Below are 15,462 nucleotides of genomic sequence, written 5' to 3' on the forward strand. Positions count from 1 at the left end.
GGGGTTCCCCTTTTGGCGGGGCCACCCGCGCCGTAGGTTCAGATGTCGTGCCTTCAGAGGCCCTGGGCCAGGCGGTAGTACGCCGCGTTCCAGCGGATCGCCTGTTCAAAGCTCCGCAGCTCGGTCGTCTCGTCGATGACGAGAAGCTCCGTCTTCGCGATATCGGCGAAGTCGGTGAAGGCCTCGAGGCCGAGCGCGGTCGACATCACGGTGTGGTGCGCCGCACCAGCGGTGAGCCAGGCGGCCGCCGAGACCGCGAAGGACGGTGCGGGCTTCCAGACGGCGCGGCCGACCGGCAGCTTCGGCAGGGGCTCTGTGGGCTCGACAACTTCGATGACGTTGGCGACGAGACGGAACCGGTCGCGCATGTCGCTCATCGCGACCACGACGGCGGGTCCAGGATCGGCCGTGAACACGAGGCGCACGGGGTCTTCGCGGCCGCCGATACCGAGCGGGTGGATCTCGAGCGTCGGCTTCGCGGTCGTCAGGGCGGGGTTGACCTCGAGCATGTGGGCACCCAGGATGACTTCCGCTCCGGGGGTCAGGTCGTAGGTGTAGTCCTCCATCAGGGAGGCGCCGCCGGGGAGCCCGGAGCCCATGACGTTGGCGGCGTGCACGAGGATGGCCGTCTTCCAGTCGCCTTCGGCACCGAAGCCGTAGCCGTCGGCCATCAGGCGCTGCACGGCGAGGCCGGGGAGCTGGCGGAGGGCTCCGAGGTCTTCGAAGCTCGTGGTGAACGCACCGAATCCGCCGGCTTCGAGGAATGACCGGAGGCCGATCTCGATCGCGGCGCCGTAGCGCAGCGACTCGTGACGCTCGGCGCCGGCCCGCAGCTCCGGAGCGACGTCATAGAGTTCTTCGTACTCGGCGACGAGGGCGTCGATCTGGTCCTTCGTTGCCGCGGCGACGGCCTCCGCGAGGTCGTTGACGCCCCACGTGTTGACCTGCACGCCGAACCGCAGCTCGGCCTCGGTTTTGTCACCCTCGGTGACGGCGACGTAGCGCATGTTGTCGCCGAACCGGGCGAGCTTGAGGCTCTTGGTCGCGGCCCAGCCGGCGGCGGCACGAGTCCAGGTACCGATCTGCGCGGTGACGGCGGGGCTCGAGGCGTGGCCGACGACGGTCTTCCTGGCGACGCCCAGGCGGGTCTGGATGTAGCCGAACTCACGGTCGCCGTGCGCGGCCTGGTTGAGGTTCATGAAGTCCATGTCGATGTCCGCCCAGGGCAGTTCGACGTTCGCCTGGGTGTGGAAGTGCAGCAGGGGCTTCTGGAGGGCGTCGAGCCCGGAGATCCACATCTTCGCGGGGGAGAACGTGTGCATCCAGGCGATCAGCCCGATCACGTTGTCGGCGGCATTCGCCTCGAGGATAGCGCGCTTGATCGATTCCGAATCCTTCAGCACCGGCTTCCACACGATCGTGACCGGAATGTCGGATGCTGCCGCGAGCGTGTCCGAAATGGCGCGCGACTGCTCCGCCACCTGTCGGAGGGTCTCCTCGCCGTACAGGTTCTGGCTGCCGGTGAGGAACCAGACCTCGTAGGAGCGAAGGTCGGGAGTGATGCGGTTGCTCATAGGGTGCTTTCCTTCAGTGAGAGTGCTTCAATGGCGATGCGTTCGACGGCGAGGCCGTCGGAATAGCGCGCAAGGTAGGTCGTGAATCCGGCGACGTCTGTCGGATCGGGCTGGGTGGTGTCGAACGCGGTGGTCGCGAAGACCCGTTCGTCGAGGTAGTCGTCGAGGCTTTGGCCGTGGTCGGCGGCACGTAGGTAGGACGCCAGCACTGCGATGCCCCAGGCGCCGCCTTCCGACGCCGTTTCGGTCACGGTCACGGGGGTGCCGAGCGCCCCGGCGAGGAATCGCTGGGCGACCCCGGCGGTGCGGAACATGCCGCCGTGGGCGAACATCTCGTCGATCACGACGCCCTCGTCGGCCAGGACGCGCATTCCGAGGCTGAGCGTGCCGAAGACACCGTAGAGCTGGGCGCGCATGAAGTTCGCGAGCGTCAGCCGGCTGTCCGGAGTGCGCACGACGAGGGGCCTCCCCTCGGTGAGGCCGGCGATCGGCTCGCCCGCGAGGTGGTTGTAGGCCAGCAGCCCACCGGCATCCGCCTCGCCCTCGAGCGCTTCGCGGAACAGCGCGTCGAAGACGGCGTCACTGGCGAGCGGCTGGCCGGCGACTGTGGCGAACCGGGAGAAGAGGCCGACCCAGGTCGCGAGTTCGCTGGCACCGTTGTTGCAGTGCACCATCGCGACGGGGTCCCCGGCCGGAGTCGTGACGACGTCGAGCTCGTGGTGCACAGTCTCGAGCGGCCGTTCGAGCACGACCATGGCGAAGATGCTCGTGCCGGCACTGACATTGCCCGAGCGGGGGGCGACGGACCGGGTCGCGACCATTCCCGTTCCGGCATCGCCCTCGGGTGGGCACAGTGCCGCACCGGGCTTGAGCGTGCCCGTCGGGTCGAGAAGCCGGGCGCCCTGGTCGGTCAGGTTCCCAGCGGGCTGACCCGCGACGAGCACCTCCGGAAGCAGGTCGACGAGGCGGGATCCGGGGGTGCCGGCCGCGGGGAGGCTGTCGTATCGCGCCAGCAACTCGGCGTCGTATGTCTTGGTGGCCGCGTCGATCGGGAACATGCCCGAGGCGTCACCGACTCCCAGAACTTTCCGACCCGTGAGCTGCCAGTGGACATAACCGGCGAGGGTGGTGAGAGAGGCGATCTCGGGGACGTGAGGTTCCTTGTCGAGGACCGCCTGACGGAGATGCGCGATGGACCAGCGCAGCGGGATGTTCACGCCGAACAGGTCGGTGAGTTCCGCGGCGGCCGGGCCGGTTGTCGTGTTCCGCCAGGTCCTGAAGGGCGCGAGGAGGTCGCCGGCCGCATCGAAGGCGAGGTACCCGTGCATCATGGCGGAGACGCCGATCGCCGCGAAGGTGTCGGGGCGCACGCCATAGCGAGATTCGGCATTGTCGATGAGATCGGCGTAGGCAGCCTGCAGGCCCGACCACACGTTCTCGAGGGAATAGGTCCACACCTGTCCGACGAACTCGTTGTCCCACTCGTGACTGCCGACCGCGATCACCTGCGACGGGTCGTCACCGATCAGGCACGCCTTGATCCGGGTCGACCCCAGTTCGATCCCGAGGGAGAGGCGCCCCGCGCGGAGGTCGTCTCGTGCGGAATCGCCGGGGGAAACGGTACTCGATGTCGACACAAGACTCCTTTGACTTACTCATGTGATCGATCACATGCGCGGTGTATGCAGTCTACGACATCGTCATCCCGTCTGTCGACTGTCAGTGTGCGGGTCGTGGCCGCTCCGGCGGGGCGCCGGTGGACGCCCGCTCGATGAGCTCAGGGTCGACGGCCGGGTGCAGGTCCGCTTCGCCGAGGAGAAGCGCCACGGCGCGCCGCCCGGCTTCGGCCAGGTCCTGCCGAACGGTCGTCAGGGCGGGTTGGTAGTACGCGGCCTCGGGAACGTCATCGAAGCCGACGATGCTGAGGTCCCCCGGAACGGTCATGCCCAGGGAAGCCGCGGCGCTCAGGGCGCCGAGGGCCATCTGGTCGTTGCCGGAGAAGATGGCCGTCACGCCTTGTCCGAGCAGCGCACGGGCGGCACGATAACCTGAGGCGGCGCTCCAGTCGCCGGTCTCCACGAATCGCGGATCCAGCTGTCGCGACCGAAGCTCTTCCTGGAAGCCGGTCAGGCGCTGTTGCGCGTCGAGCCATTCCGGCGGGCCGGCGATGTGGCCGACCCGCTGATGGCCGAGATCCGCAAGATGTGAGGTCGCCAGCCGGGCCCCCCGGACCTGGTCCAGCATCCCGCCCTGCGGCTCGCTCCCCGCTGCCGTCTGCAGCGTCACATACGGCACCGGGATCGTCAGGCCTTCGAGCGCGACAAGCACCTGGGTCTGCGGTGCCACCACGATCAGCCCCTCCGCCGAGAGGTCGGCCAGATGGCTGAGTGCGTCGTCCACGGATCTCCGGTCGAGTCCGTCCGCGTTCGCGATCGTCACGCTGTAGCCGCGACTGCGTGCTGCAGCCCCGATGGCGGCGACGATGGTCGCAGGACCGTACTCTCCGCTCGAGGTCGACAGTATTCCGATCAGGCGCGATCGGCTCGAGGACAACGCGCGGGCGGCGGCGTTCGGTCGGTAGTTCAACTCCCGCATGGCATCGAGCACCTTCTGGCGCGTGGCCGCGCGCAGGCTGGGGTGATCGTTCAGGACACGGGAGACCGTCTGGTGGGACACTCCCGCGACCCTGGCCACATCGAACACGCTGGCGGCACGAGGTCTGGCCTCCTCGTTGCCTCGGTCTTCGTCCATGGTCTGATTATCGCCGTGCGCGGGGGTCGCGTCTGTCACGGGACTCCCAGCCGGCATACGCCCGGCTGACCGGGTCAGGGCTCGCGCGGGGACAGGAGTACAGTTCGGCGAGTCGGCCACCACGGTGAAAGGCTGGGATATGACGATCAATTTCGGCGCTCGCGGGCACGATGTGACGTGGGCGTCAACGCCCGAGGAGCTGGCCCGTGGCCTCGCGGACTACGGGGTGCACAACGTACAACTCGCCCTCGGCCGGTCGTTCCCTGAGCTGAGCGGCGCGGACGCCCTCAACCCGGGAATGGGCGCGTACTTCCGCCGCACGCTGGCCGCCCACGGCGTGGACATCGCCGTGCTGGGTTGTTACGACAACATCATCCATCCGGATGCCGCGCGCAGGGAGTCGATCCTTCGGAAGTTCGAGTCGTACCTGCGCAACGCCCGGCATTTCGGGGCCCCCATGGTCGCGACCGAGACCGGGAGTGTCCAAGCGGAGGGCTTCGCGTACACCCGGGCGAACTTCACGGACGAGGCGTACCGGGAGGCCGCCGTGGTGATTCGACGGCTCGCCGAATTCGGCGAACGCGTAGGCACCATCGTCGCCATCGAGCCGGGCATCAACCACCCGATCTACAACCTCGATCGGGTCGAGCAGCTCCTCGACGACATTGACTCGCCCTTCCTCGGCATCGTGTTCGACGCCACGGCGTTGCTGGACCCGCACGAACCCGTCGATCTCGCGGAGTTGACGAGCGACGCGTTCGAGCGGTTCGGGGAACGCATCGTCGCGGCGCACCTCGACGACTACCGTCTGTCGGATGGCCGAGTCATCCGCTGCGATATCGACGAGGGGGTGCTTCCGGTCGCCCAGATTCTCGCCACGATCAGTGCGCACGCTCCCTATCTCGCCGTCATCATGGAGGAAACCGTCAACGACGCAATCGCCCGGACGGTGAACCGCTACGGGGAATCGGGATTCTCGAAGTGAACGCCTTCGGGGTTGCGACTCCGGCGGATGAACTCCTTGGTCGTCATGCCGAACTCATCCTTGAAACAGCGCAGGAAATGCGTGTACGACGAGAACCCGGCGATCCGATAGACGTCCAGGGCGTTCCCGTGAGTGCTCAGGAGATCCTTGCTGTGCAGTAGCCGCTTCTTCAGCGTGTACTGGTGGAAATTGAGTCCAGTGTTCGTCTTGAACTGCCGCGACAGGTAGTACTTGCTGATGAAGAACCTGCCGGCGACGGCATCAAGCGACAGGTCCTCGTCCAGGTTGTCGGCGACGTAACCCATGACCGCCGAGATCAGGGCTGACACGGGCAGGTCGTGGGGAACGACGGCGTTCTCGGAGTCGAAGACGGCCTTGTTGAGTTCGATCAGGAATTCGATCAGCCGGTTCTCCCGGACGAGGTCCGCGCCGAAGCCCGGCTGATCCGGATCGGCCAGGCGGGAGATCTGGTCGCGCAACCAGTCGGCATCCACTCGGATGACCTGGCTCGTCGGGGTGCCGTCCTTGGCGAACAGGAGGTTGAGGTTGGTGCTTTCCGAGGATCGACTGGTGAGGAACTCCTCACGAATGTGGATGTACGCGCGTTCGTAGTACTCGCTGGACTGCCTGACGATGTTGTGCAGGTCGTTCCGGCGCACAAAGGTCACGGTTCCCGGTTCCGTGGAGTATTCGGTGCCGCCCAGGCGGAAGACACCCGTGCCGCTCAGCACGCAATTGATCTCGTGGAAGTCGTGATAGTGCAGGTTCGCGTGCTCACGGACGGCATTGTCGACGTGGTAGATCTCGAAATGCCCGGAGATCATCGAGTTCACGATCACTGCTCGGCGAGGCTCCATCGACGTCTCCTCTCCGGTTTCTCAGGCGACAGTCTGGCACGCAGCCTCCGCTGCAAGAAACGACAGTTTCTGAGCAACTGTCGACACCAAGGGGCCTGTATCGACGGATTCGCGGGTTGTAACGTTTCAATTACAAGGAATCAAAGAAGATTGTGAAGAGAAACCATGCATCTAGACACTGCCGTCAGCAGAGAGCAGATCGTTCAAAAGATCGATGCCATGATCTCCAACCTGACCACAATCAGGGACGAGTCAGGTAAGTTTTTACTCCATTTCAGTGATGTCGTCGTCGACGACAAGAGCTGGAATGTCTGGAATTGGCCCCAGGGCGTCGGTCTCTACGGGATCTACAAGAATTACCGGATCACCGGGAATCCCCTCGCCGCGGATGTCGTCCGCGAGTGGTTCGACACCGCGCTCGCCGCGGGCGCCCCGCCGAAGAACGTCAACACGATGGCGCCGCTGCTCGCCATGGCCTGCCTGTACGAGGACACCAAGGACAGCAGGTACATCCCGTACCTCAACCAGTGGGCGCAATGGGCGATGCACGACATGCCCCGCACCCACGGCGGGGGCATGCAGCACATGACCTATGCCGGACCGAACTCCGAGCAGCTCTGGGACGACACCTTGATGATGACGGTGCTGCCCCTCGCGAAGATCGGTCGTCTGCTGGACCGGCCGGAATACATCGAGGAAGCCAAGTACCAGTTCCTCATCCACGCCCAGTACCTCATGGACAAGAAGACGGGCCTCTGGTTCCACGGCTGGTCGTTCGAGCGCCGCGACAACTACGCGGACGCACTCTGGGCCCGTGGCAACTGCTGGATCACCATCGCCATCCCGGAACTCATCGGCACCTTGGGACTGGGGCCCGGAGACCCGATCCGGGAGTGGTTGCTCGAAATCCTGAACAGCCAGGTCTCCGCCCTCGCGGAACTGCAGGACGAGTCCGGCATGTGGCACACGCTGCTCGACGACCCGACCTCTTACCTGGAGTCCTCCGCGACGGCCGGCATCGCCTACGGGCTGCTCAAAGCCGTGCACGAGCGCTACATCGACAAGAGCTACGCGGCCGTGGCAGAGAAGGCTGTTGCCGCACTGTACGACCGGATCAACGACGAGGGCGAAGTTCAGAACGTCTCGGTCGGAACCGGGATGGGTGACGACCTGGACTTCTACAAAAACATCGATCAGACCGCCATGCCGTACGGCCAGTCGCTCACGGTGCTGTGCTTCGCCGAGTATCTCGTCTCCTTCTGCTGAGACGACCATGCCTTCCACGAAAAGAGTAAGAAAATGACCGAAAAGTTTGCCATGGAGAGCTTCTCCCTGAACGGCAAAGTCGCCCTCATCACCGGAGCCAGCTACGGCATCGGGCTCGCCATCGCCTCGGCCTACGCCGCCGTCGGCGCCCGGATCGCCTTCAACGATCGCGACCAGGCCGCGGTCGACCGGGGACTCGCCGCATACAAGGAGGCCGGGATCGAGGCCCACGGATACGTGGCCGACGTCACCGACGAGGACGCGATCGTCGCGATGGTCAAGCAGATCGAGGACGAGGTCGGCACCATCGACATCCTCGTCAACAACGCCGGCATCATCAAGCGCGTCCCGATGCTCGAGATGAGTGTCGCCGACTTCCGCCAGGTGATCGACGTCGACCTCAACGGGCCGTTCATCGTCGCCAAGGCCGTGCTGCCGGGAATGATCAAGAACGGCCACGGAAAGATCATCAACATGTGCTCGATGATGTCCGAGCTCGGCCGCGAAACCGTGTCGGCCTACGCCGCAGCCAAGGGCGGCCTGAAGATGCTCACCCGCAACATCTGCTCCGAATTCGCCGAAGCCAACATCCAGTGCAACGCCATCGGCCCCGGCTACATCGCGACGCCGCAGACGGCCCCGCTCCGTGAACTCCAGGAAGACGGCTCCCGGCACCCGTTCGACCAATTCATCATCGCGCGGACCCCCGCCGCTCGCTGGGGAACACCCAGCGACCTCTGCGGCCCCGCCGTGTTCCTGGCCTCCGACGCGAGCAATTTCGTCAATGGCCTGGTCCTCTACGTCGACGGCGGCATCCTCGCCTACATCGGCAAGACCCCTCAGTAACGCGGCACCGCCCGCACCATCACGTGAACACCATCAACGAAAAGGTCGAAGAACCGATGAAGATTGCTTTGATAAACGAGAACTCCCAGGCCACCAAGAACGCCGTCATCTACAAGGCGCTCAAGGATGTGGCCGACGAGAAAGGCTACGAGTCCTTTAACTACGGGATGACCGGCGCGGAGGGCGAGAGCCAGCTGACCTACGTGCAGAACGGTCTCCTCGCCTCGATCCTGCTGGGCACCGGGGCCGTCGACTTCGTCGTCACCGGGTGCGGCACCGGGGTGGGCGCCATGCTGGCCTGCAACAGCTTCCCCGGCGTGGTCTGCGGCCTCGCCATCGAACCGACGGATGCCTACCTCTTCTCCCAGATCAACGGCGGAAACGCCCTCTCCGTTCCCTATGCGAAGGGCTTCGGCTGGGGAGCAGAGCTCAACCTCACGCTCATCTTCGAACGCCTGTTCGCGGAACCGATGGGTGGCGGGTACCCCAAGGAGCGGGTGGTCCCGGAGCAGCGCAATGCCCGCATCCTCACCGAGATGAAGGCGGTCGTGTACAAGCCCCTCATCCAGGTCCTCAACGACATCGATCAGGACTTCCTGAAGGAAACCATCGCCACGGAGAACTTCACGGAGTATTTCACCGCAAACGCCGAACCGGGGGAGGTACGGGACTACATCCTCGCGTCACTCGCCTGACCGGCGAACTGCACTCTGCACCACGAACGATCACACTAGAACCACTTATCAAGGAAGATCAAGGGTTTCGTCATGAGCGAAAACACGACAACGTCACAGAGGACGCCGTCGAACGACAAACAGGTTTCATCCCGCAATCTCAAGCGCGCCGCCTTCAGTGGGTGGATCGGAAGCGCACTGGAGTACTACGACTTCACACTGTATTCCCAGGCGGCAGCACTCGTCTTCCCGACGGTGTTCTTCCCCACCGCGAGCCCGGCCGTCGCCATCGTCGCGTCGCTGGCGACGTACGGTGTCGGCTATGTCGCACGGCCCATCGGCGCCGTCGTCCTCGGGAACCTGGCCGACCGCCACGGCCGGAAGCACGTCCTCGTTATCGCCATGATGATGATGGGTCTGGCCACGCTCCTCGTCGGCGTCCTGCCGACCTACTCCCAGGTCGGCATCCTCGCGCCGATCCTGCTGGTGGTGCTCCGGCTCGTCCAGGGCTTCGCGGTTGCCGGAGAGCTGGGCGCCTCCAACGCCCTCATCGTCGAGCACTCGCCCGATTCCAAGCGGGGCTTCTTCGCGAGCTTCAGCCTGCAGGGATCCCAGATCGGCAGCATCCTCGCCCTCGCCTTCATGCTTCCGCTGGCATCCGCGCTTCCCGCCGAGGCCTTCCAGAGCTGGGGCTGGCGGATTCCGTTCCTGCTCAGCGCTGTCGTCATCCTCGCCGGCTACCTGATCCGCCGCAACATCGAAGAGCCGCCCGCCTACCTGAAGCAGGCCCAGATCAAGGAGTTCAAGACCCCGGCGATCAAACTGTTCCGTCGCTACCCGCGCATGCTGCTCATCTGCGTCATCAGCACGCTGGCCAACGTGATCGGCACGGCGACCCTGGTCTTCGGTGTCACTTTCGGCAAGCAGGAGAGTTACGGAGTCGGCTTCACGACGAGTGAGTTCCTCTGGATCATCCTCATCATCAACACGGTCTCTGCCCTGACGATCCCGCTGTTCGGGAAGCTGTCCGACGTCTTCGGCAGGAAGGCGCTCATGATCACCGGCGCCCTCGGCGGTGGCCTCACGTCGATCCCGTTCCTCTTCGCGGTGCAGGAGAAGAACTTCGCCCTCGTGCTGATCCTCGGCGTGCTCGCCATGTCGATCTTCTTCCAGATGTGGAACGCCACGTTCGCCACGGCCTACCAGGAGCAGTTCCCCACCCGGCTGCGCGTCACCGGCTTCGCCGTCTCACAGAACGTCGGCCTGATGCTCGCAGCGTTCGCACCGGCGATCTTCACCCTGATGGCCCCTCCCGGAACGAGCAACATCCCGATCGTGATCGGCATCACCACCCTGGTGGTCACCGTGATCGCCGCGGGCGCCACCCTGCTCCTCCGCAACGGAGCCGGCGAGAGCCTGGCCGAGTAACAGGCACGACCAAGCCCCCTGCGTCCCGGTCCATCACCGGGATGCAGGGGGCTTTGTTGTGCGTTGGTCCAGTGGCGGGCTGGTTCGAGTATTAGTTGTGCGCAAAAGGTTTGTGTGCCAAGGTTGGGACGTGACGAGTCCTCTGAGTGAGATGCCGTGCTTCGCCCTGTACGCGGCCTCCCGCGCCGTGACCCAGGCGTACCGTGCCGTGCTGGCCGAGGAGGACATCACCTACCCCCAGTTCCTGGTGCTCGTCGTGCTGGCGTCCGAGGGCGAGTCTTCGGTGAGCGCGCTCGCGAGTGCCATGTTCCTCGACTCGGGCACCCTGTCCCCGCTTCTGCAACGGCTCGAGGCGCGCCAGATCCTGACCCGCGAACGCCGGAAGGGTGACGAGCGTACGGTGATCGTGGCGCTGACCCCCGGGGGCCGGCAGCTGCATGACCGGGTCACCTCAACCGTGCGCTGCCTGGATCCTGCCTACGGGATCACCACGGTCAACGAACTAAGCAACCTGCTGGAGAGCCTGCACGGCATCACCTCAGGCATGTCGGACCTCACCGAGACCCTGCGCTCGTCGTCGCGAAGTGCGCTCACGCACTAGGTGCGCTCGTCGGTGACCGGTCTGGCCGACTCCGGCCGCGCCACCACCATCCGTCACCCGTTGTCCCACGACCCACCATCCGTCACTCACCTTTCCGTGACCCACCATCCCGTCACTCACCGTTCCGTCACCAGCATCCGCGCACGGCCCAACCGGAGGAATCACATGCCACTCGAAATCGGCTCCACCCTGAACTTGCAGCTTCGGGAGATCGGCGGGGGAGACCTGAACCTCGCCGACTACCGCGAAACCTCGAACGTCTTCGTCTACTTCATGCGCGCGCTGTCGTGCGCTCAGTGCAACGCAGCGGTTCGCACCCTCGCCGCGCAGCAGGATGAGCTGGCGGCGGCGGGAGTTCAGGTCATCGTCGCCGTGCCGGAAGACGAGGCCGCGGCGACCGCGTGGAAGGCGAAGCGCGGTGTGCCGTTCCCGGTAGTGATTGGCAAGGACGGAACGGCACACGCCGAAGCGGGATTGCTCCGCAAGGTCTTCGGCGCCATCCAGCAGTCCGGCGGCGTCCTGCTGGACCAGGAGGGCACGGTCCGCTACTCCCACATTTCAACCAATCCCGGAGCCAGCTACAACAAGGCCGACCTGGCTGCGGCGATCGAAACGCTGACGGCGAGCACGGCCGCCTAGCACTTCTTGTCTGAAGGGGGCCGTGGCCACGTGGTCACGGCCCCTTTTTCATCTCTCCGCGGACTGATTCACAGAGGCCAAGGCCACCAGCCAGTCGGGTGAGTGACGACCGGTTCTCAGATCAGCTGGCGTTTCTCGATCTGTTCGAAGGTGCTCGTCGCATCCCTGAGTCCGGCCCACAGGACCACTTTGCCGGCGGCCAGGGACGCGGGGACATCGATGATCCGCTGGTTACTGCTGCCCCGGAACTGCAGTTTCAGGTCACGTTTCGCGAGTTCGAACCGGCCGTCGACCAGAACATCGATTCCGCGGAGCATGGCGAGCTTGTCCGGGCTCTCGAGCAGCAGCTCCTCGAAGGTGTATCCGGTCCAGGACCACACGTCTTTCGACGAGCCGAACTCCCGGCGGACCCGGTCGATCAGACCGAGGCACACCCCGGTGTTGAGGAACGGCTCACCGCCGAGCAGGGTCAGGCCCTGGACGTACTCCTGGCCGAGGTCGGCCAGGATCTGGTCTTCGAGTTCCCGGCTGTATTCCTGACCGTAGCGGAAGCTCCAGGTGGCCTCGTTGAAACAGCCCTCGCACGCGAACAGGCACCCGGACAGGTACAGGCTGCACCGCACGCCCTCGCCGTCAACGAAGACGAAGGGCTTGTAGTCCCCGACGTATCGCTGGCTCAGCTTCTCAGACAGCCACTCGCCGGGCCGGGGGTTACGCATCCTCGGAGACCGGTGCCGGGGCATCCGCCCCACTGATGCCGGTGGCGCCCTCCATGTGCTTGACCCGGGAGGTGATTTCCATGTGCCGGCCGTGCACCATCGGACGGGCCTGCGGGTTGCCGAGGTAGCCGCAGGTGCGCTTGACGACGTCGCAGGTCATCGGGTCGGCGTTGCCGCACTCGGGGCACTCGAAGCCGCGCTCTGTCGCATCGAAGTCGCCCGAGAAGCCGCAGGCGTAACAACGGTCGATCGGGGTGTTGGTGCCGAGGTAGCCGATCCGGTCGTAGGAGTAGTCCCAGACCGCCTCGAGCGCCTTGGGGTTCTGCTGCAGGATCGGGTATTCGCAGTAGTGGATGAACCCGCCCGACGCGAACTGCGGGTAGTCCTTCTCGAAGTCGAGCTTTTCGAACGGGGTCGGGCTCTTGCGCACGTCGTAGTGGAAGCTGTTGGTGTAGTAGTCCTTGTCGGTGATGTTCTCGACCAAGCCGAACTTCGCGGTGTCGAGCCGGCAGAACCGGTCGGTCAGGCTCTCGCTCGGGGTCGAGTACACGCTGAACTGGTAGCCGTACTCGTTGCTCCACTCCTGGGTGCGGTCGTGGAGCGTGCGCAGGATGTCGACCGTGAAGTCCTTCGCCTCGGGGTCGGATTCCCAGGCTCCGCCGTAGAACGCCGCTGCCACCTCGTAGAGGCCGATGTAGCCGAGCGACACCGTGGCGCGCTTGTTCTTGAATAGAGTGTCGACGGACTGGCCGGCCTCCAGGTGCTGGCCGAAGGCGCCGTACACATAGAGGATCGGTGCGTTCTCCGGGGTCGCTTCCTTGCACCGCTCGATCCGGAAGAGCAGGGCATCGCGGGCAATGCTCACACGCTCGGCGAGGATGCTCCAGAACTTGTCCTTGTCGCCGGCGGCCTCGAGGGCGATCCGCGGCAGGTTGAGCGTCACGACTCCGAGATTCATCCGGCCCTCTGACACGTCGTTGCCGTCTTCGTCCCTCCAGCCCTGCAGGAAGGACCTGCAGCCCATCGGCACCTTGAAACTGCCGGTGAGCTCCACGATCTTGTCGTAGTTCAGGATGTCTGGGTACATCCGCTTGGTGGAACATTCGAGCGCGAGCTGCTTGATGTCGTAGTTCGGGTCGCTCGGGTCGAGGTTGAGGCCGCGCTTCACCGTGAAGATCAGCTTCGGGAAGATCGCGGTGCGCTTCTCGCGGCCCAGACCCTCGATGCGGATCTGCAGGATCGCCTTCTGGATCTCGCGTTCGAACCAGCTGGTGCCGAGGCCGAAGCCGAGCGAGGTGAACGGAGTCTGCCCGTTCGAGGTGAACAGGGTGTTGATCTCGTATTCGAGGCTCTGCATCGCGTCGTAGATGTCCTTGAGGGTCTTCTCCTCCGCGAACTGCTGGTGCTGGGACTCGTCGGCGATCCATGTCCGGGCGTCGGCGAGGTGCTTCTGCAGGTTCTTCTCGGCATAGGGGGCGAGCACCTCGTCGATCCGGTTGCCCGAGCATCCGCCGTACTGGCTCGACGACACGTTCGCGATGATCTGGGAGATCTGCGCGGTGGCCGTCTGGATCGAGCGGGGCGGGTCGACGTCGGCGTTGCCGATCCGGAAGCCGGTGCTGAGCATGGTCCTGAAGTCGATGAGGCAGCAGTTCGTCATCGGCGCATAGGGGTGGTAGTCGAGGTCGTGGTAGTGCAGGTCGCCCTTCTGGTGGGCGTTGGCAACGTGCGGCGGAAGCATCTTCAGGCCGATCGCCTTGCCTACCGCGCCGGCGGTCAGGTCGCGCTGGGTGTTGAAGACGTCGCTGTCCTTGTTGGCGTTCTCGTTGACGACCGTTTCATCTTTGCTGATCAGCTTGATGATCGAGTGGTTGATGTCGGTGGACTTGCTGCGCGCGAAGTCACGCTGGATCCGGTAATTGATGTACGCCTCTGCGGCGTCGTATTCCTTGCTGTCGAGCAGGGCGTGTTCCACGATGTTCTGGACTTCGTAGATCTTGATGTCGACGGCGAAGCGCGAGGCTATCTCGCGGTCGATGCGGGCGACCAGGTCGCGGATGATCCGGTGCGTGAGCGGGGTCAGTTCGCCGTTCACTTCCGTGAAGCTCTTGGCCAGCGCCGCATAGATCCGGGCGTCATCGAAGGCGAGCCGGCGACCATCGCGTTTTGCCACCATAAGTGTGCTGAGACTGCTGCCGGCCGTAGGCGTCCCGGTGCCGGGGGTATCCATCTTCAACACGCGCTGTCGTCTCCTTGACTAATACTCCCCACGACAATCGAGCGGGACAGTAAGTCGGGCGAAAGACCATATCTAGTGGTTGGGGCGTGAGATCGATACTACCTGTTGTGGTCAGACCACAGGAGCATTTTTCGCGCCGCGCCGGACGAATAGAGACGGAATGAGTCAGGATTCTGGATCGAAATCTGGATGGACCGCACTGCTGGTGCTTGACTGTGCGCCATGACGACACCTCACGATCGTAGCCACACGTGATTGCCGACATCCTCGCCGGGGTCGTGCTTCTCGGGGCGACGATCACGACCGGGCTCACGGCGGGCGTCTTCGCGCTCTACGCCCACACGATCATGCCCGGGCTGAAGACCGTCGACGACCGCACCTTCGTGGTGGCTTTCCAGGCGGTGGATCGGGCGATCATCAATCCCTGGTTCATGCTGGGCGCATTCTTCGGATCTCTCGTGATGACAGGGGCCGCCGTGCTGACGAATCTGGGGCGTCCGGGCGCGCCGTGGATCGCCGCCGCCCTAGTGCTCACCCTTGCTGATGTCGTCATCACGGTCGCGGTCCACGTGCCCCTCAACAACGGGATCAAGGCGGCACGGGTGCCGGAACGGAGCCAGGACCTGGCTGTAGTGCGGAGCCAGTTCCACGAGGCCAGATGGGCGACCTGGAACCGAGTGCGGACGGCGGCAGCGACGGCTGCATTCGTCGCTCTGGCCTGGTCGTTGATTCTCTTCGGCCAGGCAATGGCCTGAGACGGCTCAGCGCGGCGGGACAGCGAGGAGGCGGCTGCGTGGTGCGGAGGCCTGAGGGCAGCTCCGCACCACGCACGCGGCGACGCCCCCGCTGTCGCCCAGAATTTCGCGTCGTGCCTGGTCCGGAC

At 64.8% G+C, this 15,462-nt stretch carries 14 protein-coding genes; 8 read left to right on the plus strand and 6 right to left on the minus strand.

Annotation, left to right across the window (positions count from 1 at the left end; genetic code table 11):
• Positions 1–53: 53 nt before the first annotated feature.
• From araA to QN350_RS12330, 3 genes are all read right to left on the minus strand, one after another.
• Positions 54–1,574, minus strand: coding sequence for an L-arabinose isomerase (gene araA, locus QN350_RS12320; protein ID WP_322138760.1), 1,521 nt, complete (start codon positions 1,572–1,574; stop codon positions 54–56).
• A complete protein-coding gene (locus QN350_RS12325; RefSeq protein WP_322138761.1) occupies positions 1,571–3,211 on the minus strand; it encodes a xylulokinase in 1,641 nt (546 codons plus the stop codon). The genes araA and QN350_RS12325 overlap by 4 nt, the downstream gene beginning before the upstream one ends.
• A gap of 82 nt (positions 3,212–3,293) precedes the next feature.
• Positions 3,294–4,325 carry a LacI family DNA-binding transcriptional regulator gene (locus tag QN350_RS12330; RefSeq protein WP_322138762.1) on the minus strand — a complete coding sequence of 344 codons (1,032 nt, stop codon included), beginning with the start codon at positions 4,323–4,325 and terminating at the stop codon, positions 3,294–3,296.
• A gap of 139 nt (positions 4,326–4,464) precedes the next feature.
• Between QN350_RS12330 and QN350_RS12335 the strand changes: the two genes are divergently transcribed.
• Positions 4,465–5,310: a sugar phosphate isomerase/epimerase gene (locus tag QN350_RS12335; protein ID WP_322138763.1), complete on the plus strand. Its 846-nt coding sequence runs from the start codon at positions 4,465–4,467 to the stop codon at positions 5,308–5,310.
• Here QN350_RS12335 and QN350_RS12340 read toward each other — a convergent pair.
• A complete protein-coding gene (locus QN350_RS12340) occupies positions 5,283–6,167 on the minus strand; it encodes an AraC family transcriptional regulator (RefSeq protein ID WP_323502625.1) in 885 nt (294 codons plus the stop codon). The genes QN350_RS12335 and QN350_RS12340 overlap by 28 nt on opposite strands.
• Before the next feature lie 165 nt (positions 6,168–6,332).
• On the opposite strand from QN350_RS12340, the gene QN350_RS12345 reads away from it, so the two are divergent.
• From QN350_RS12345 to QN350_RS12370, 6 genes are all read left to right on the plus strand, one after another.
• The gene (locus QN350_RS12345; RefSeq protein ID WP_323502624.1) at positions 6,333–7,433 is read left to right on the plus strand and encodes a glycoside hydrolase family 88/105 protein; all 1,101 of its coding nucleotides are present in this window, start codon (positions 6,333–6,335) and stop codon (positions 7,431–7,433) included.
• A 33-nt stretch (positions 7,434–7,466) separates the two neighbouring features.
• A complete protein-coding gene (locus tag QN350_RS12350) occupies positions 7,467–8,279 on the plus strand; it encodes a gluconate 5-dehydrogenase (RefSeq protein WP_322138766.1) in 813 nt (270 codons plus the stop codon).
• A gap of 23 nt (positions 8,280–8,302) precedes the next feature.
• Positions 8,303–8,974, plus strand: coding sequence for an RpiB/LacA/LacB family sugar-phosphate isomerase (locus tag QN350_RS12355; RefSeq protein ID WP_322138767.1), 672 nt, complete (start codon positions 8,303–8,305; stop codon positions 8,972–8,974).
• A 72-nt stretch (positions 8,975–9,046) separates the two neighbouring features.
• A complete protein-coding gene (locus tag QN350_RS12360) occupies positions 9,047–10,381 on the plus strand; it encodes an MFS transporter (RefSeq protein WP_323502623.1) in 1,335 nt (444 codons plus the stop codon).
• Between the two features lie 130 nt (positions 10,382–10,511).
• The gene (locus QN350_RS12365) at positions 10,512–10,982 is read left to right on the plus strand and encodes a MarR family transcriptional regulator (protein ID WP_322138769.1); all 471 of its coding nucleotides are present in this window, start codon (positions 10,512–10,514) and stop codon (positions 10,980–10,982) included.
• A gap of 12 nt (positions 10,983–10,994) precedes the next feature.
• Positions 10,995–11,621 (plus strand): peroxiredoxin family protein, encoded by a 627-nt coding sequence (locus QN350_RS12370; protein ID WP_323516473.1) that lies wholly within the window; start codon positions 10,995–10,997, stop codon positions 11,619–11,621.
• A 116-nt stretch (positions 11,622–11,737) separates the two neighbouring features.
• On the opposite strand, the gene nrdG is transcribed toward QN350_RS12370, so the two are convergent.
• Positions 11,738–12,340, minus strand: a complete 603-nt coding sequence (gene nrdG / locus QN350_RS12375; protein WP_322138771.1) for an anaerobic ribonucleoside-triphosphate reductase activating protein — start codon at positions 12,338–12,340, stop codon at positions 11,738–11,740.
• Entirely contained in the window at positions 12,333–14,570 is a 2,238-nt protein-coding gene (gene nrdD / locus QN350_RS12380) for an anaerobic ribonucleoside-triphosphate reductase (protein WP_322140373.1), read from the minus strand. The genes nrdG and nrdD overlap by 8 nt, the downstream gene beginning before the upstream one ends.
• A 260-nt stretch (positions 14,571–14,830) precedes the next feature.
• Here nrdD and QN350_RS12385 point away from each other — a divergent pair, with 260 nt between their 5' ends.
• Positions 14,831–15,334, plus strand: coding sequence for a DUF1772 domain-containing protein (locus tag QN350_RS12385; RefSeq protein ID WP_322138772.1), 504 nt, complete (start codon positions 14,831–14,833; stop codon positions 15,332–15,334).
• Positions 15,335–15,462 lie beyond the last annotated feature (128 nt).

Origin of the sequence: Cryobacterium sp. 10I5, assembly GCF_035019865.1 — a bacterium.
GTDB classification, from domain to species: domain Bacteria; phylum Actinomycetota; class Actinomycetes; order Actinomycetales; family Microbacteriaceae; genus Cryobacterium; species Cryobacterium breve_A.